This is a genomic window from Streptomyces sp. NBC_00461 (assembly GCF_036013935.1).
Classification (GTDB): domain Bacteria; phylum Actinomycetota; class Actinomycetes; order Streptomycetales; family Streptomycetaceae; genus Streptomyces.
The window spans coordinates 7,521,896-7,538,775 of record NZ_CP107902.1; the positions used below are offsets into that span (position 1 = coordinate 7,521,896).

Consider the following 16,880-nt stretch of genomic DNA (forward strand, 5'->3'; position numbering starts at 1 on the left):
TCTGGCTCAGGTGGCGGCGCGTTACGCGTCCGCCACCAGTCTGTCCGCCGACGGTTTCCTCGCCCGTTGGCTGTTGGTGTCGGCCGTGCTCTTCGGCGGCTCGGCGCTGTTGTTCGTGGTGCGGGTGCGTAGGGCGACGAAGCAGCGGTCGCCGGCGGTCCACTGATCGACGGCACGCCAGCCCGCGCGGTGTGCGTGCCGCAGTAGGGCGGGCGTGCCGAGCCTGGCCCAGGGGAAGGGGCTGCCGGCGGCCCCTTGCGCGTCGGTGACATGTACCCGGACCCGCTCGTCGATGTCCGGCCCGGGAACCGTCTCCGCGATCAACAGGCCGCCGGGGGACAGGAGTTGGGCCATCCTGGCGAGCAGGGCGCGCGGGTCGCCGCCGATGCCGAGGTTGCCGTCGAGCAGGAGCACGGTGCCCCAGCGGCCCTCGGCGGGCAGCGCCTCGAAGACGGAGCGGCGCAGTGCCTGTCCGCCCAGCCCGATCGTGCGTGCGACCGCCTCCTCACTCACGTCGATGCCGAGCACCGGCCATCCGCGCGCGCCGAGTGCCGCGACCAGGCGGCCCGGCCCGCAGCCGACGTCCAGCACCGCGCCCTCGCAGCGCCGTACCACCTCCAGGTCCACCGCGTCGGCCTCGGAGCACCAACGCTCCACCTCCAGAAGCAGCAACCATCCGTCGGCGCGCCGCAGGAACAGCGGGCCCCGACCGGTGCGCAGGGCATGGGCGTAGGGGTCCGCGGACCAGGTGCCGTCGTCGGTGAGGGTGTCGGCGCCGACGGGTGTGAAGGTGCCGGTGCCAGTGCCCGGCTGCCGGCCGATCAACGTCGCCACCTCCGGCGCACCACGCGTCGTGCCGCTCACCGGGCCGCCGCCGTGAGCTGTGCCAGGGTCGCCGCGAAGCGTCCGGACGGTGCGGCCCCGGCGACGACTTCGGCGTCCTGCGAGGTGTCCACATCGCGCAGGCGGGGCAGGTCCCGTACCCGCAGGCCCGCGAGGCGGGCCCGTTGGACGGCGCCCGTGTGGGGCGTCGACATCGGGACGCCGAGCAGGAGTGAAGGGTCGGGCTCGGCCAGCCCGAGAGCCCAGAAACCGCCGTCCTGCGCGGGGCCGAACCAGGCGTCGCAGTCGGCGAAGTCGACGCTGAGGAGGCCGGGAGTCACCTGCGGGGTGTCCATGCCGATGAGGAGGGCAGGGCCGGTGCAGCTCGCGAACGCGGCGGCCAGCCGTTCGTCGAGCCCGCCCGGGCACTGCCGTACGACCTCGAAGCCGGACGGCAGCCAGGGGCCCGGAGCGCCCTCCAGGACCAGCACACGGCGGTGTGCGGGGGTCCGCGCCACGACGTCCAGGGTGTCCGCGAGAGCCGCCTCGGCGAGCGCGGCCGCCTCCCGCGGGCTGAACGGCGGTGTCAGCCGGGTCTTCACCTTCCCGGGCACGGGCTCCTTCGCGATGACCAGGAGCGTGGTCATGGGCGGGCCCCTTCCCGCGCCGGCAGGTCCACGGGCGGCTCGGCCAGCACCCGGCTCATGTCCCGCACCGCCTGCCAGGTCCCGCGCCAGGTGCCGGTCACCTTGGAGGTGCCCGCGCGCGGCCGGTACGGGACGTCGTACTCGGCGATGCGCCAGCCCGCGTCGGCCGCGCGGACGACCATCTGCAGGGGGTAGCCGCTGCGACGGTCCGAGAGGCCGAGGGCGAGCAGGGGCTCGCGGCGGGCGGCGCGCAAGGGGCCGAGGTCGCGCAGCCGCAGGCCGGAGCGGCGGCGCAGGAGGCGGGTCACGGCCAGGTTGCCGGCGCGGGCGTGCGGCGGCCAGGCGCCGCGGGACCGCGGGCGGCGGCGGCCGAGCACCAGGTCCGCCTCACCGGCCACGATCCGGCGCACGAAGGGCACCAGGTCGGCCGGGTCGAGCGAGGCGTCGCAGTCGCAGAAGCAGACGATGTCCGCCGTGGCGGCGGTCAGGCCGGCATGGCAGGCGGCGCCGAAGCCGCGCCGCTCCTCGTGCACCACGCTCGCGCCGAGGGCGCGGGCGATGTCCGCCGAGCCGTCGGTGGAGCCGTTGTCCACGACGAGCGCGCGCCAGCCGGCCGGGATGCGTGCCAGGACCTGTGGGAGGGCCTCGGCCTCGTCGAGACAGGGGAGCACGACGTCCACGGACGCCGCGACCGGTTCCCGCGCGTCGGATACGTCTTCGCCAGATTCGTCGGAAGGGGTCGTCACGGCTCTCACCCTACGAGCGCGAAATGGACAAAACGGGCGCCTGTGTCTTACGAAACACGGACGTCAGGAGCCGACGGCGGCGCTCGCGCGTGCGCGGTGCGAGGCTGGCTCCATGGACCATCAGCAGTACGGACACTCCGGGGCCCGGGTGCTCGTCGTCGACGACGACCCCACCGTCGCCGAGGTCGTCACCGGATACCTCGACCGGGCCGGATACGTCGTCGACCGGGCGGCCGACGGCCCCGAGGCGCTCGCCCGGGCCGCGGCGCACTGGCCGGACCTCGTCGTCCTGGACCTGATGCTGCCCGGTATGGACGGCCTGGAGGTGTGCCGGCGGATACGGGGACGCGGGCCCGTGCCGGTCATCATGCTCACCGCGCGCGGCGACGAGGACGACCGCATCCTCGGCCTGGAGGTCGGCGCGGACGACTACGTCACCAAGCCGTTCAGCCCGCGCGAACTGGTCCTGCGCGTCGAGTCCGTACTGCGCCGCACCCGCCCGGCCCAGCCGGCGGGAGTCCTCGGCGCCGCCGGCCTCTCGGTGGATCCGACGGCCCGCCGTGCCCTCAAGGGAGGAGTCGAACTCGCCCTCACCATCCGGGAGTTCGACCTCCTCGCCTTCTTCCTGCGCCACCCCGGCCGTGTCTTCAGCCGCGAGGACCTGATGCGCGAGGTGTGGGGCTGGGACTTCGGTGACCTGTCGACCGTCACCGTCCATGTGCGCCGACTGCGGGGCAAGGTCGAGGACGACCCGGGCAGACCCCGTCTCATCCAGACCGTGTGGGGCGTCGGCTACCGCTTCGACGGCTCCGAAGGCGGCTTCGGCAACGGCACAGAGGGTGGCTCCGAACACGGCTCCCGAGCGGAGGCGTGACGACCATGCGCGACAACCTCCTCATCGCCTTGTTCGCCTTCCTCGGCGCCGCCGCTGCCGGACTCCTCGGCGCCTGTGTGCTGCTGCTGATCCGGCGCCGCTCGCTCGCCCTGCACCTCGGCGTGGTCGCCGCCGTCGCCGTCTCCGCGATGCTCGCGGGCACCCTCGCGGTCGCCCAGGCCATGTTCCTGTCCGGGCACGATCTGAAGGTCGTCACGACCGTCGTCGCGATGGCCGCCGTGGTCTCCCTGGCCACCGCGCTGCTCCTGGGCCGCTGGGTGGCCGCCCGCAGCCGTGCCCTCACCCTCGCCGCCCGCTCCTTCGGCGACGGCGGCGACTTCACCTCGCCCGACGGCCCGGCGACCGCCGAACTCTCCGCCCTGAGCCGTGAGTTGGAGGCCACCAGCGCCAAACTCGCCGAGTCCAGGGAACGCGAACGCGCCCTGGAGACCTCCCGCCGTGAGCTCGTCGCCTGGATCTCCCACGACCTGCGCACTCCGCTGGCCGGCCTGCGCGCGATGTCGGAGGCCCTGGAGGACGGCGTCGCCGCCGACCCCGACCGCTATCTCAGACAGATCCGCACGGAGGTGGAGCGCCTGAACGGCATGGTCGGCGACCTCTTCGAACTCTCCCGTATCCACGCGGGAACGCTGGCGCTGAGCCCGAGCCGGATCTCCCTGTACGACCTCGTCGGCGACGCGCTCGCGGGCGCCGACCCGCTGGCCCGCGAGAACGGCGTACGGCTGGTCGGAGACCGGGTCGAGCCGTTGCCGGTGGAGGTGGACGGCAAGGAGATGAGCCGGGTGCTGGGCAACCTGCTGGTCAACGCGATCCGGCGGACCCCGGCCGACGGAACGGTCGCGGTGGCCGCCGAGCGCTCGCCCGAAGGCGTCGTGGTGTCCGTCACGGATGGCTGCGGGGGCATTCCGGAGGAGGATCTCCCGCGCGTCTTCGACACCGGCTGGCGGGGTACGCACGCCCGAACCCCTCCTGCGGGGGCGGGACTCGGCCTCGCCATCGTCCGCGGCATCGTGGAGGCCCACCAGGGCACGGCCACCGTGCGCAACGTCCCCGGCGGCTGCCGTTTCGAGGTGGTGCTGCCCGCTGCCGCTTCGTGAATGCGGGCAACACCACCGGTCCATCGGGGCTTACTGGTTCCGCATCCCCGCTCGCGCGAACTCCCGCATCCCCTCCTCGAAGGAGACCTCCGGCTTCCACCCCAACTCGGCCCGCAGCCGCGCCGAGTCCGCCGTGATGTGCCGTACGTCGCCCAGGCGGTACTCACCGGTGACGACCGGCTCCGGGCCGCCGTACGCCTGCGCCAGTTCCCGCGCCATCTCGCCGACCGTGCGGGGCTCGCCGCTGCCGGTGTTGTACGCCGTCAGCGTGCCCTCGCGCGAACTCGCCTCCAGCGCCGCCACGTTGGCCGCCGCCACGTCCCGCACATGCACGAAGTCCCGCCGCTGGCACCCGTCCTCGAAGACCCGCGGGGACTCGCCGCGGGCCAGGGACGAGCGGAAGAAGGAGGCGACGCCGGCGTACGGGGTGTCGCGGGGCATGCCCGGCCCGTACACGTTGTGGTAGCGCAGCGAGACGGCAGAGCCGTCCGTGGCGCGGGCCCACGCCGCCGCCAGATGCTCCTGGGCGAGCTTGGTCGACGCGTACACGTTGCGCGGATCGACCGGGGCGTCCTCCGCGACCAGGCCCGGGGACAGGTCCGCGCCGCACATCGGGCACAGCGGTTCGAACCGGCCCGCGTCCAGGTCGGCCACGGCTCGTGGCCCCGGCCGTACGACCCCGTGCCGGGCGCAGCTGTAGCGCCCCTCCCCGTACACCACCATGGACCCGGCCAGCACGAGCCGCCGGACGCCCGCCCCGGCCATGGCGGTGAGCAGCACGGCGGTGCCGAGGTCGTTGCGCGAGACGTACTCCGCCGCGTCCGCGAAGCCCGCGCCCAGGCCGACCATCGCCGCCTGGTGGCACACGGCGTCCACACCGGACAGCGCGCCGCTGACGGAGGCGGGGTTGCGTACGTCCGATGCCGGATCGGCGCGGACGTCGTAGACGACGGGCTCGTGCCCGCGGGCCGCCAGTGCCGAAACGATCTGGGACGCGATGAATCCGGCACCGCCGGTGACCAGTACACGCATGCGTTCACGCTAGGGCCGTGAACAGGCGGAACGAGACGGCGCGCTCGGCACGTCACCGGTCCGTAAGACCTCCCCGGCCGCCCGGAGGCGTCGTCAGCTCTCCCGGGCCCCGCCCCGCAGCGGCAGCGTCACCGTGAACACCGTCGATCCCGGCTCACTGCTCAGCGTGATCGTGCCGCCGTGGGCGCAGACCAGGGAGCCGGCGACCGCGAGGCCGAGGCCGCTGCCGCCGCGGTCGCGGCTGCGGGCCTTGTCGACGCGGTAGAAGCGGTCGAAGACCCGTTCCCGGTCGGCGGGCGGGATGCCGGGTCCGGCGTCCTCGACGCGCACCACGGCCGTGTCCCGCTCCAGCGCGACCGTCATCGACACCGGCGTACCGGCCGGAGTGTGCACGGCCGCGTTGGTGAGCAGGTTGTCCACGACCTGCCGGACGCGGTGCGGGTCCACGCGCAGTTCCAGCGTGCCCGTGCCGGACGTCACCGTCAGCGGGCGGTCCGGATGGCTCGCCCGGAACGCGGCGGCCGCCTCGCCGACCAGCTCCACCAGATCCGCGTCCCGCACCCGCAGCGGGGCCTCCACCTCCGCCGCGTCCAGCCGGGCGAGCAGCAGCAGGTCGTCCAGGAGCACGCCCATCCGGGCGGCCTCGGCGCGCAACCGGGCCAGGTGCCTGTCGCGTTCCTCGGGGGCGTTGGCGGCGGCGTACTGGAAGAGGTCCGCGTAGCCCCGTACGGACATCAGGGGTGTGCGGAGTTCGTGCGAGGCGTCCGCCACGAACCGCCGCAGCCGCTGCTCGGCCCGCGCGCGCACGGCGAGGGAGTCGTCGATGTGCTCCAGCATCGTGTTGAACGCGGTGCGCAGCTCCTCGACCTCCGGGCCGCCGCCCCGCTTGTCGGCGCGCAGCGGCAGCCGGGCCGCCGACTCGGTCAGGTCGTGCGAGGTGATGCCGTGGGCGGTGGACGCCATGTCGCTCAGCGGGTTCAGGCCCCGGCGCAGCAGCCGCCGGCCGAACACCACCAGCGCCAGCAGCGCGAGCCCGAAGGCGATCACCTGCACCGTGATCAGCCGGCGTACCGTGTCGTCGATGTCGGCCATCGGCGCCCCGCTGACCAGCACCACCCCGGGCTTGACCTCGCAGGCGCGCAGCCGGTAGTCGCCGTCGCCGACGAGGTTCGCGGTACGCACGATCTCGGTGTCCGTGGCCTCCTGCGCCCTGGCCAGGGACGTCAGGGGCGCGATGTCCTTCGGGAGGTCGCTGGTCTCCTCGGGCTTGCGGAGGACGGCGGCGCCGTCCGACACGTCGTACACGGCGTAGTACCAGCCCCAGTACTTCTTGCCCTGGAGAGTGCCGGTCTCCGCGACGTTCTTGGACTGGGCGACCTGGGCGAGCCCCAGCTGGTCGTCGAGCTGGTTCGACAGATAGTCGCGCATATAGGTCGTCAGGGCCGTGCCGACGACCGCGAACACCACCAGGGCCAGCACCCCGAGGCCCAGCGCCAGCCGGGTGCCGAGCCGCAGCCGCCGGTACGACCGCGGGAGCCGGCCGGTCACTCGGCGGCCTGCCGGATGACGTACCCGAAGCCCCGTACCGTCTGGATCAGCGGCTCGCCCGTGTCGTCGAGCTTGCGGCGCAGCCGGCTGACGACCAGCTCGACGACGTTCGAGCGGCCCCCGAAGCCGTACTCCCACACATGGTCGAGGATCTGCGCCTTGGTCATCACGGTCGGCGACTTGCGCATCAGGAAGCGCAGCACCTCGTACTCGGTGGGGGTGAGCGTGAGCAGCTTGTCGCCGCGCCGCACCTCGCGGGTGTCCTCGTCCATCGTCAGGTCCGCCACCCGCAGCACCGACCGCTGGAAGGACGGCCCAGCGCTGCGCCGCAGCACCGTCCGCAGCCGCGCCATCAGCTCCTCCACCGCGAACGGCTTGACGAGGTAGTCGTCGCCGCCCCGGGTCAGCCCCGCCACCCGGTCGGCGACGCCGTCCCGGGCGGTCAGGAACACCACCGGCACCATCGTCCCGGAGCGCCGCAGCCGGTCGAGCACGCCGAAGCCGTCCAGGTCGGGCAGCATCAAGTCGAGCACCACGATGTCCGGATGGAACTCGCCGGCCAGCCTGAGCGCCTCCTCACCGGAGTTCGCGGTGGCCGCGTCCCAGCCCTCGTAGCGGGCGACGGTCGCGACGAGATCGGCGATGGGCGGGTCGTCGTCCACGACCAGGAGGCGTACTTTTTCCACCCGCTCATAGTGCGTCACGCGGCAGCGCGGCCGGGTCGGGGGGCTCACAGCGGGCCACATCGATAAGGACTTGTAAGTAGTCCGACAGGTTCTCGACAGCTCCCGCCCGCCAAGCTCGGGTTACCCAGGATCCGATCAAGGAGCTGCCGCCCGTGACGACCGTCCAATCACCCCCTGCGCCCCCCACGGCGATACGCCCCAGGGTGGTGGCCCGCACCGGCCTCTACGTCGTGCTCGCCGCCAACGCGGCCGTGGTCGCCTACTTCTTCGCCGAGGCGGGCTTCGCCTCCAACGCGCTGATCGTCATGGGCCGCCTCGCCGGCCTGTACGGCGCCCTCGTCATGGCCTTCCAGCTGGTGTTGGTCGCCCGGCTGCCCTGGCTCGACCGCCGCATCGGCATGGACCGGCTGACCTCCTGGCACCGCTGGACCGGTTTCGCCCTGCTGTGGACGCTGCTCGCGCACGTCGTCTTCATCACCTTCGGGTACGCGGACGGGGCCGGCGTCGGCCCGGTCACCGAGCTGGTCGACCTCGCCGAGACCACCGAGGGCGTGCTCCGCGCGATCGTCGCGTTCGGCATCATCCTCGTCGTCGGCGCGGTCTCGGCCCGCTACGCCCGCCGCCGCCTCGCCTACGAGACCTGGCACTTCATCCACCTCTACACCTACGTCGCCGTGGTGCTCGCCTTCACGCACCAGGTCGCGGTCGGTACCACCTTCACCTCGTCGGCCACCGCGAAGGCGTACTGGTACGGGGTGTGGGGCGTGGCCCTCGGAGCGGTCGTCCTGGGCCGGTTCGTGCTGCCGCTGTGGCGCAACACCCGCCACCGGTTCCGGGTCTCGGCTGTCGTCCCCGAGTCCGACAACGTCGTCTCGGTCCACATCACCGGCCGCGACCTCGACAGGTTGCCCGCGCAGGCCGGCCAGTTCTTCCTGTGGCGGTTCCTCACCCCGGACCGCTGGTGGCAGGCGAACCCCTTCTCTCTCTCCGCCGCCCCCGACGGCCGCACCCTGCGCCTCACCGCCAAGGCGGCCGGCGAGGGCAGCGCCGCTCTGCGGCACATGAAGGTCGGCACCCGCGTGTTCGCGGAGGGCCCCTACGGCGCCTTCACCGCGCTGCACCGGACGCAGTCCGAGTCGGTGCTCATCGCGGGCGGCGTGGGCGTGACCCCCATCCGTGCCCTGCTGGAGGACCTGGAGGGCCACGCGGTCGTCATCTACCGGGTCGCCTCCGACCGCGACGCCGTCCTCTACGACGAACTGCGCGACCTCGCCCTCGCCAAGGGGGCCGAGCTGCACCTGGTCACCGGCCCGTCGGTCCCCGACAAGCTGGCGCCGCGCGAGCTGGGGCAGCTGGTGCCGGACATCGGCGACCGGGACGTCTTCCTGTGCGGACCGCCGCCGATGATGAACGCGGTGCTGCGGACCCTGGGTGAACTGGGCGTGCCCAAGCAGCAGATCCACTTCGAGCGTTTCAGCCTGGCGGGATGAGAGAGACATCGTGAAGCGAGCCATACCTGTCGTCGTCCTGAGCATCGCGGGCCTCGTCCCCGTCTGGCGCTACGTGCCGTCGACCCCCGTAACCACGCCCTCCGCCTCCTCGGCCTCGGGTTCCACCTCCGGCACCGGCGTCAAGGGCACGACGGTCAAGACGGACAAGGGCCCCGTGCAGGTCCAGGTCACCTTCGACGGCGACAGGATCACCGCCGTGAAGATGCTGCAGCAGCCGAACCATCCGCAGACCACGGCGGCGGTGCCGAAGCTGGTCGCGGAGACGCTGAAGGCGCAGAGCGCGGACATCGACACGGTGTCCGGCGCGACCATCACCAGCAACGGCTACCGGAAGTCCCTCCAGGCGGCGATCGACGCGAACCACGCGAACCCGAAGGCGTCCGCGTCCTCTTCGGGCTCCGCCTCCTCCGCCTCGGGGAAGACCGTGACGGGCCCGACGGTGAACACCTCCAAGGGCGCCGTACAGGTCCAGGTGACCTTCGACGACGACGCCGAGATCACCGCCGTGAAGATGCTCCAGCAGCCGAACCATCCGCAGACCACGGCGGCGGTGCCGAAGCTGGTCGCGGAGACGCTGAAGGCGCAGAGCGCGGACATCGACACGGTGTCCGGCGCGACCATCACCAGCGACGCCTACAAGAAGTCCCTCCAGGCGGCGATCGACTCGGAGGAGTGATCCGATGCACCGAGTCGAACACGTCATGGGCTTCCCCATCTCGCTCAGGGTCGACGACGAGCACGTTCCGGAGTCGGCCGGCGACGCGGTCTTCGCGTGGCTGCGCGAGGTCGACGCCCGCTTCAGCCCGTTCAAGCCTGACAGCGAGGTGTCCCGCCACGACCGGGGCGAGCTGGGGTCGCACGAGCTCAGCGACGACCTCGTCGAGGTCCTCGACCTGTGCGAGCACTACCGGATCGCGACGGGCGGAGCCTTCGACGTACGGCTGCCCGGCCGCCGCCTCGACCCCTGCGCCGTGGTCAAGGGCTGGTCGGTGCAGCGGGCGGCGGAGCTGCTGAAGGCGGCCGGCGCGAAGAGGTTCGTCCTGAACGCCGGCGGTGACGTGGTCGCCGCCGGCGGACCCTGGCGGGTCGGCGTACGGCACCCCGAACACGCCGACAAGCTGTGCACCGTCCTCGAACTCACCGACGGAGCGGTGGCGACCTCCGCTTGCTATGAACGTGGCGACCACATCATCGACGGCCGCACCGGCCTCCCGGCGACCGGGCTGCTCAGCCTGACCGTCGTGGCCGCCACCCTGACGGAGGCGGACTCGGTCGCGACGGCGGCCTTCGCGATGGGCGTGAAGGGCGTCGAGTGGGCCGCCACGCTGCCGGGCTGCGAGGTGTTCGCCGTGGACGCCGGGGGGCAGGTGCTGCGCACGGAGGGGTTTCCGGTGGCCGGGGGGTCTGCGAGGGCTGCCTGACTCCCTCCTCCGCCCGACGTCGTTCGAGCGGAGGAGAACACCCCCGTCGCGGCGGGGCCCCGCGCTCCTTGGGGGCGCTGCCGAACCGCGGCCGACCTCGCCTAACCTGGCGCGGTGACCATCGAGTTGACCCTGCTGACGTCCGTCTCCCACCAGGGGCAGGAGATCACCGCGCCCCGGCTGCGCGGCCTGCTCGCCTTGCTGGCGGGGGAGTTGCGGGCGGGGCGCGCCGCCGGGCGGCTGGTCGACGGGCTGTGGCCGGACGAGCAGCCGGAGAACCCCGCCAAGGCCTTGCAGATCCTGGTGTCGCGGGCCCGTAAGCAGCTGGGCGCCGAGGTCATCGCCAGCACCCCCACCGGTTACCGGCTCGCCCTGCGTGAGGACCAGGTCGACGCAGGTGCCGTCCTGCTGTTCGCCGCCGCCAGCGCCGAAAAGACCCGCGCCGGGGACCATGCGGGCGCCCTCGCCGAGGCCGAGGAGGGACTCGCGCTCTGGGACGGCGCCACCGTCGGCGAAGCGGCCCCCCTCGGCGATCCCGTGGCCGAGCTGCGCGCCGAGCGAGCCGTCACCCGCCATGTGCTGTCCCGCTCCCGTGCCCTCGCCCTCGCCCGCACCGGCCGCCGCGAGGAGGCCGCGGGACCCCTCTTCGAACTGGCCGACGTACAGCCCCACGACGAGGAACTGCTCCTTGAGCTGATGCGCTGCCAGGCGGCCACCGCCGGTCCGGCCGCCGCCCTCACCACGTACGACACCCATCGCCGCCGCCTGCGCGACGCCCTCGGCACCGACCCCGGCCCCGCCCTCCAGGAACTCCACCAGGAACTGCTCCGCGGCGAGGCACCGGTCGTCCGGCGCGGGGTGCCGCACGAGCCCAACCCGCTCCTCGGCCGGGACGCCGACGTCGCCGCCGTGACGCGGCTGCTGCACAGCGCCCGCGTCACCTCGGTCGTCGGACCCGGCGGACTCGGCAAGACCCGCCTCGCGAGCGCCGTCGCCCGCGACGCCGAGCAGCGCGTCGTGCACCTGGTGCCGCTCGCAGGTGTCCGCCAGGACGCCGACGTCGCCGCCGAGGTCGCCTCGGCGCTGGGCGTCGCCGAGACCCTGCGACCCGGCGCGGGAGGCGGCGACGCGGTCGCCGGCATCGTGGGCGCGCTCGGCGCGGGGCCCGCCCTGCTGGTCCTCGACAACTGCGAGCAGGTCGTCCAGGGCGTCGCCGACCTCGTACAGGCACTCGTGTCGCGGACGAGGGACCTGCGCGTCCTCACCACCAGCCGCGCCCCGCTGGGCCTCTCCTCGGAGACCGTCCACCCGCTGCCCGAACTCGATCTCGCCACCACCGTCGAGCTGTTCGAGCAACGCGCCCGCGCCGCCCGCCCCGACGCCGACCTGCCCGCCGACACCGTGGCCGCCCTGTGCCGCCGCCTCGACGGTCTGCCGCTCGCCACCGAACTCGCCGCCGCCCGGGTACGGGTGATGTCGGTCGCCGAGATCGCCCGCCGTCTGGAGGACCGGTTCGCGGTACTGCGCGGCGGCCCCCGGGACGCGCCCCGGCGCCACCGCACCCTGCACGCCGTGGTCGACTGGAGCTGGAACCTCCTCGACGAGGAGGGGCAGTCCGCTCTGCGCGCCCTGTCCGTCTTCCCGGACGGCTTCACCGCCGATGCGGCCGAGCAACTCGTCGGCGGTTTCGACGCGTTGCAGGTCCTTGAGGATCTCGTCGACCAGTCCCTGCTGAAGGTGACCGACACCCCGTACGGCATCCGCTTCCGCATGCTGGAGACGGTGCGCGAATTCGCCGCCGCCCACCGGGAACGGGCCGGTGAGGAAGCGGACGTCACCGAGCGGTTCCTGTGCTGGGCAAGGGAGTTCGGCGCCACTCACCACGACGCGCCCTTCGGCACCGACCCCTTCGCGTCCTGGCAGCTGATCCGCGCCGAGCAGGACAACCTCGTCCAGGCGCTGCGGCAGGCGCTCGCCCGCGAGGACCTCGACACCGTCGCCACGGTCACCGCCGTACTCGGCGCCCTGTGGACCACGGAGACCAACTACCCGCGCATGATCGCCCTCACCGAGGACACCGCCCGACCCCTGTCCCACTACCGGCCCGGCCCCGAGTACGTCGAGCCGACCCGCACCGCCGCCGCCCTGCTGAGCGCCAACCTGTTCCTGGGCGTCGGGCCGGGCGCCGTTCGCACCCTGGCCACCCTGCGCCGGCTGCCTCCCGCGCAGCCGGACACGCTGGTGCGGGCCATGGCGGCGGTGCTGTGCGCCTTCCCGCGCGTGCTCGGCGACCACGACGCACTGGCCGAACTGTGCGACAGCGAACAGCAGTTGCTCGCGGGCGTCGCCAACTGCGTCGCCGGCTACGTGTGGGAGAGCGGGCACCGGCCGGACCTCGCCCTCGCCGCCGCCCGCCGCATGGTCGAGGCGCTCGGCGACGGGGACATTCCGCTGCTGCGGATCTGGCCCGCTTCCCGCCTCGCCGAACTGTGCCTGCAGACAGAGCGCGGGGGTGAGGCCCTGGCGCACATGGAGCGCGCACTGGACGCCTTGGAGAGTCTCGGTGAGTGGAGCGACACGATCGGCATGCGGTGGGGTCTGATGCTCGCCAACCTGCAGATCGGCGACCTCGACGCGGCCGAGCACTGGCTGGCGGAGGCCCTGCGGAACCAGCCGGAGGGCAGCGCCTCCGACGCCTTCACCCCCGACCTGGGCGCCCGCGCCGAGATCGCCCTCGCGCGCGGCGACGTCGAGACGGGGCTCGGGCTGTGGCGCCGGGCCCTGGACCGGCTGGAGCGCACCGCGCGTCCGGTCTTCGGCGACGAACTCGTCATGGAGGGATGGGTGCTGGAGCTGCAGTCGGTCGCCCTGACCGCGCACGCCCGGCACGGCCGCACCGACCTCGTCGCGCCGCTCGCCGCCGCGCTGCCCGCCCGCCTCACCGCCCTGCTGACCCGCCCGACGGCCGCCCCGCACTACGTGACCGTCGACTTCCCGGTGTGCGGCGCGCTGCTGCTGGCCCTGGGCACGGTCGCCCTGGCCGACGGCGACGGCGCTCGCGGGGCCCGCCTGACCGCCCTCGCCGAACGCTTCCGTGCCCTGCGCAACTTCCAGCCCACGATGTCCTCGGCCCGCGCCCGCGAGGACGCGGGGAACGCCGACAGGGCGGCCTACGAGGACGCGGTGTCCACGTACGCCACCCTGGACGCGGTGGGGCTGCGGGAGGCCGCCCTCCGCCTGGTGCGGGTCACAGCGTGACGGGCAGGCTCAGCAGGTGGAAGCCGTCGCCGGGCCAGTGCCCGAACCGCACGTCGGCGCGGTCCACTGCCAGCTCCGGTGCCGCCGGTCGTCGTACGAGAAGCTCCTCGAAGACGACGCCCGTCACCAGCCGGCCCAGCGCCGCGCCGATGCAGTAGTGCGGGCCGTGCCCGAAGGCCAGGTGGCCGTCGCCGCGCCCGAACTCCCTTGTCACGTCGAGGCGTTCGGGGGCGTCGTAGGCGGCCGGGTCGTGGTCCGCGCCGAACAGCGCCACCGTCACCGCCTCGCCCTTCTTCAGCCGGGTGCCGGCGAACACGAAGTCCTCGGTGGCGTACAGCGTGGCGCCCATGCGCACCAGCGTGACGTGGCGGAGGAGTTCGGGGACCGCCCGGCCGAGCAGCTCGGGCTCGGCACGCAGCTTCTCCAACTGGTCGGGGTGGTCCAGCAGGGCGAGGACGGCGTGGGCCAGGAACAGGGCGGGCGGGGTGATACCGGTGTTGATCAGCAGGAAGAAGACGGAGACGATCTCGTCGTCGGTCATGCCGCCGTCCGCGAGCAGCGCCGACACCAGGTCGTCCGCGGGCTCGGCGCGGCGCCGGGCGACCAGGTCCTTCGTGTACTCCACGACACCGCCGAGCCCTTCGAGGACACCGCTGCCGTCGCCGTACGCGAAGTCCCGGATCCACCCGCACACCCTGTCCTGGTCGGCCGCGTCCACGCCGACGAGGGCGCAGATGACCGCCGTGGACAGCGGATAGGCGAACTCGCCGAGCAGATCGGCCTGTTCGCGTTCGGCGAGGGCCTCGATCAGCTCTCGCGCGGCCTTCTCCACGAAGGGGCGGAGCGCGGCCACCCGGCGGGCGGTGAAGGCACGGGTGAGCGGGGAGCGGCGGCGGGTGTGCTCGTCGCCGTCGAAGAGGGCCAGGTGGCCGGAGAGGTACCGGACGTACTCCTCGGGAATGCCCTCCAGGCCCGAGGCCAGCAACTCCGCCTGGGGGTCCGGCATCTCGGAGTCCGCGATGGTCGAACGGTCCCGGACCAGGCGCGGTTCGGTGAGCGCCGCCTTCACCTCCTCGTGCCGGGTGACCAGTCGTACGGGGGTGTCCAGGCCGGGCAGGACGACGTGGCCGAGGCCGGGGCGGGAGCGCAGGTCGGCGTAGGCGCCGGTGGGGTTCTCGACGAGTTCGGGGGTGAGGCGGACGACTGTCATGGCAACTTCCCTTTTCCGGCGGGGGTGTTCAGGTGGGGGTTGTTCAGTGGGTGTCGCGGTCGAACAGGCGGAGTGACCAGACGAATCCGAGGACCGCGATCGCCACGCACCACGCCACCGCCATCCAGCCGTCGTGCCCGATCCCCGTGCCGGTCAGCAGCCCGCGCACGGTCTCGATGACCGTGGTGAACGGCTGGTACTCGGCGAACCAGCGGATCCAGGACGGCATCGAGTCGACCGGCACGAAGGTGCTGCTGACGAAGGGCAGCAGGAACGAGATCGGCAGCGGGGCGTTGCTGGCGCCCTCGGGCGTCTTGCTGATCAGTCCCAGGGCGACCGACAGCCAGGTCAGCGCGAGGACGAAGAGAGCGAGCAGTGCGCAGGCCGCCAGCCACTCCACGGGGCTCGCGTCGGGGCGGAAGCCGATGGCGAGGGCTACGGCGGTCACCAGGACCAGGGTGATCGCCGTCCGGATGACGCTGCCGACCACATGGCCGACCAGGATCGACGCCCGGGAGATCGCCATCGTGCGGAAGCGGGCGACGATGCCCTCGGTCATGTCCGTGCACACGGCGACCGCCGTCGGTACGGCTCCGACCCCCGCGGTCATCAGCAGGATGCCGGGGACGAGGTAGGCGAGGTAGGCGGTGCGGTCACCGTCCTGGCCGATTCCGGTGCCGAGCGCGGAACCGAAGACGTACACGAACAGGAGCAGCAGGAAGACGGGGATGAGTGCGACCTGGAGCGTCATCGAGGGGTAGCGGCGGGCGTGCAGCAGGTTGCGCCGCAGCATGGTGAGCGAGTCGCGCACGTGCGGGACGGGCTGGACGGTCTGGACGGGCTGGGCGGCGGTGGTCATCGGGTCTGCACCTTCTCGTGCTCGGGGCGGTCGGTGACCGCGAAGAAGACGTCGTCGAGGTCGGGGGTGTGGACGGTCAGGGAGTCGACGTCGACGGAGGCGTTGTCGAGGTGGTCGAGCAGTGCGCGCAGGGTGTGCACGCTGCCGTCGCCGGGGACCTGGAGGGTCAGCGCCTCGCTGTCGGGCACGCCCGCCTCCAGCACCTGGGCGGCGCGGGCGAGTTGAACGGGGTCGAGGAACCGCAGCCGGACATGGCCGCCGGGCACGAGTCGCTTCAGCTCGTCCGCGGTGCCCTCGGCGACGATCCGGCCGCCGCTGAGGACCGCGATGCGGTCGGCGAGCTGGTCGGCCTCCTCCAGGTACTGGGTGGTGAGGAAGACCGTGACCCCGCCGTCGACGAGTTCGCGGATGATCTGCCACACGGCGTGCCGTGAGCGCGGGTCGAGGCCGGTCGTCGGCTCGTCGAGGAAGATCACCTCGGGGGAGCCGACCAGGGTCATCGCAAGGTCCAGGCGCCGGCGCATGCCGCCGGAGTAGGCGGAGGCGGGCTTCGTCGCCGCGTCCACCAGGTCGAAGCGCTCCAGGAGCCCGGCGGTGACGCGCCGGCCCTCACGCCGGTCCAGATGGTGCAGGTCCGCCATCAGCGCCATGTTCTCCTCGCCGGTGATCAGGTTGTCGACGGCGGAGAACTGGCCGGTGACCCCGATCGCGGCGCGTACGGACTGCGGCTCGGCGGCCACGTCGTGCCCGGTGATACGGGCGGTGCCGCCGTCGGCGCGGATCAGGGTGGAGAGGATCTGGACGGTGGTGGTCTTGCCGGCGCCGTTCGGGCCGAGCAGCGAGAAGACCGTGCCTCGCGGGACCCTGAGGTCGATGCCGTCGAGGACGACCTTGTCGCCGTACGCCTTGGTCAGGCCGGTGGCTTCGATGGCCGGTGTCGTCGGGTTCATGTCGCAGAGCGTGCCGGGGGCCGGATTCAGGACGGCTTCACGGCGGTTTCAGCGCGGCCGGCGGGTGAAACCGCGCCTGGCCCCAGCAGGGGGAACTCACAGGTCGGGCACAGTCAGGAGGCGAACGAATTCAGCCGGTCTCCGTTCGTGGCCCTGAAACCTCGGCGGTCTAGACTCTGCCTCCAACGGCCCGCGACC

Annotated in this window: 15 protein-coding genes; 6 read left to right on the forward strand and 9 right to left on the reverse strand. The window is 73.0% G+C overall.

Going from position 1 to position 16,880, the window contains the following annotated elements; all coding sequences use genetic code 11:
* Positions 1–21: 21 nt before the first annotated feature.
* The 3 genes from OG870_RS35030 to OG870_RS35040 form a co-directional block, all read right to left on the reverse strand.
* Positions 22–720: a methyltransferase domain-containing protein gene (locus OG870_RS35030; protein WP_327692351.1), complete on the reverse strand. Its 699-nt coding sequence runs from the start codon at positions 718–720 to the stop codon at positions 22–24.
* A gap of 140 nt (positions 721–860) precedes the next feature.
* On the reverse strand, positions 861–1,469 hold the full coding sequence (locus tag OG870_RS35035; protein WP_327691838.1) for a TIGR04282 family arsenosugar biosynthesis glycosyltransferase: 609 nt from the start codon (positions 1,467–1,469) through the stop codon (positions 861–863).
* The gene (locus tag OG870_RS35040) at positions 1,466–2,149 is read right to left on the reverse strand and encodes a glycosyltransferase family 2 protein (RefSeq protein WP_327692352.1); all 684 of its coding nucleotides are present in this window, start codon (positions 2,147–2,149) and stop codon (positions 1,466–1,468) included. Before OG870_RS35040 ends, OG870_RS35035 begins: the two co-directional genes overlap by 4 nt.
* Before the next feature lie 178 nt (positions 2,150–2,327).
* On the opposite strand from OG870_RS35040, the gene OG870_RS35045 reads away from it, so the two are divergent.
* Complete coding sequence (locus OG870_RS35045) at positions 2,328–3,089, forward strand: response regulator transcription factor (protein ID WP_266590732.1); 762 nt, start codon at positions 2,328–2,330, stop codon at positions 3,087–3,089.
* Positions 3,090–3,094: 5 nt separating this feature from the next.
* Entirely contained in the window at positions 3,095–4,207 is a 1,113-nt protein-coding gene (locus tag OG870_RS35050; protein ID WP_266592552.1) for a sensor histidine kinase, read from the forward strand.
* Between the two features lie 30 nt (positions 4,208–4,237).
* Here the strand turns inward: OG870_RS35050 and OG870_RS35055 are convergent, their stop codons facing one another.
* The 3 genes from OG870_RS35055 to OG870_RS35065 form a co-directional block, all read right to left on the reverse strand.
* Positions 4,238–5,239, reverse strand: a complete 1,002-nt coding sequence (locus tag OG870_RS35055) for an NAD-dependent epimerase/dehydratase family protein (RefSeq protein WP_327691839.1) — start codon at positions 5,237–5,239, stop codon at positions 4,238–4,240.
* 93 nt (positions 5,240–5,332) lie between these two features.
* A complete protein-coding gene (locus OG870_RS35060) occupies positions 5,333–6,787 on the reverse strand; it encodes a sensor histidine kinase (protein ID WP_266590736.1) in 1,455 nt (484 codons plus the stop codon).
* A complete protein-coding gene (locus OG870_RS35065) occupies positions 6,784–7,473 on the reverse strand; it encodes a response regulator transcription factor (protein ID WP_266523074.1) in 690 nt (229 codons plus the stop codon). The genes OG870_RS35060 and OG870_RS35065 overlap by 4 nt, the downstream gene beginning before the upstream one ends.
* A 152-nt stretch (positions 7,474–7,625) precedes the next feature.
* Here OG870_RS35065 and OG870_RS35070 point away from each other — a divergent pair, with 152 nt between their 5' ends.
* The 4 genes from OG870_RS35070 to OG870_RS35085 all read left to right on the forward strand — a co-directional run bounded on the left by OG870_RS35070 (position 7,626) and on the right by OG870_RS35085 (position 13,663).
* Positions 7,626–8,963, forward strand: coding sequence for a ferredoxin reductase family protein (locus tag OG870_RS35070; RefSeq protein ID WP_266590738.1), 1,338 nt, complete (start codon positions 7,626–7,628; stop codon positions 8,961–8,963).
* Positions 8,964–8,973: 10 nt separating this feature from the next.
* The gene (locus OG870_RS35075) at positions 8,974–9,660 is read left to right on the forward strand and encodes an FMN-binding protein (RefSeq protein WP_266590740.1); all 687 of its coding nucleotides are present in this window, start codon (positions 8,974–8,976) and stop codon (positions 9,658–9,660) included.
* Between the two features lie 4 nt (positions 9,661–9,664).
* Positions 9,665–10,405, forward strand: a complete 741-nt coding sequence (locus tag OG870_RS35080; RefSeq protein ID WP_266590742.1) for an FAD:protein FMN transferase — start codon at positions 9,665–9,667, stop codon at positions 10,403–10,405.
* Between the two features lie 114 nt (positions 10,406–10,519).
* Positions 10,520–13,663, forward strand: coding sequence for an ATP-binding protein (locus OG870_RS35085; protein ID WP_266590744.1), 3,144 nt, complete (start codon positions 10,520–10,522; stop codon positions 13,661–13,663).
* Here OG870_RS35085 and OG870_RS35090 read toward each other — a convergent pair.
* From OG870_RS35090 to OG870_RS35100, 3 genes are read right to left on the reverse strand one after another with little or no spacing between them, the layout of a single operon-like run.
* The gene (locus tag OG870_RS35090) at positions 13,653–14,873 is read right to left on the reverse strand and encodes a cytochrome P450 (protein WP_266590746.1); all 1,221 of its coding nucleotides are present in this window, start codon (positions 14,871–14,873) and stop codon (positions 13,653–13,655) included. The genes OG870_RS35085 and OG870_RS35090 overlap by 11 nt on opposite strands.
* 43 nt (positions 14,874–14,916) lie before the next feature.
* Positions 14,917–15,732 carry an ABC transporter permease gene (locus tag OG870_RS35095; protein WP_266590748.1) on the reverse strand — a complete coding sequence of 272 codons (816 nt, stop codon included), beginning with the start codon at positions 15,730–15,732 and terminating at the stop codon, positions 14,917–14,919.
* Entirely contained in the window at positions 15,729–16,682 is a 954-nt protein-coding gene (locus tag OG870_RS35100; protein WP_266590750.1) for an ATP-binding cassette domain-containing protein, read from the reverse strand. The genes OG870_RS35095 and OG870_RS35100 overlap by 4 nt, the downstream gene beginning before the upstream one ends.
* Positions 16,683–16,880 lie beyond the last annotated feature (198 nt).

Excerpts from the sequence above, each read along its gene's own strand:
- OG870_RS35035 (WP_327691838.1), bottom strand. The coding sequence starts at position 1,469 with ATGACCACGCTCCTGGTCATCGCGAAGGAGCCCGTGCCCGGGAAGGTG.
- OG870_RS35050 (WP_266592552.1), top strand. The coding sequence starts at position 3,095 with ATGCGCGACAACCTCCTCATCGCCTTGTTCGCCTTCCTCGGCGCCGCC.
- OG870_RS35100 (WP_266590750.1), bottom strand. The coding sequence starts at position 16,682 with ATGAACCCGACGACACCGGCCATCGAAGCCACCGGCCTGACCAAGGCG.
- OG870_RS35080 (WP_266590742.1), top strand. The coding sequence starts at position 9,665 with ATGCACCGAGTCGAACACGTCATGGGCTTCCCCATCTCGCTCAGGGTC.
- OG870_RS35045 (WP_266590732.1), top strand. The coding sequence starts at position 2,328 with ATGGACCATCAGCAGTACGGACACTCCGGGGCCCGGGTGCTCGTCGTC.
- OG870_RS35090 (WP_266590746.1), bottom strand. The coding sequence starts at position 14,873 with ATGACAGTCGTCCGCCTCACCCCCGAACTCGTCGAGAACCCCACCGGC.
- OG870_RS35095 (WP_266590748.1), bottom strand. The coding sequence starts at position 15,732 with ATGACCACCGCCGCCCAGCCCGTCCAGACCGTCCAGCCCGTCCCGCAC.
- OG870_RS35055 (WP_327691839.1), bottom strand. The coding sequence starts at position 5,239 with ATGCGTGTACTGGTCACCGGCGGTGCCGGATTCATCGCGTCCCAGATC.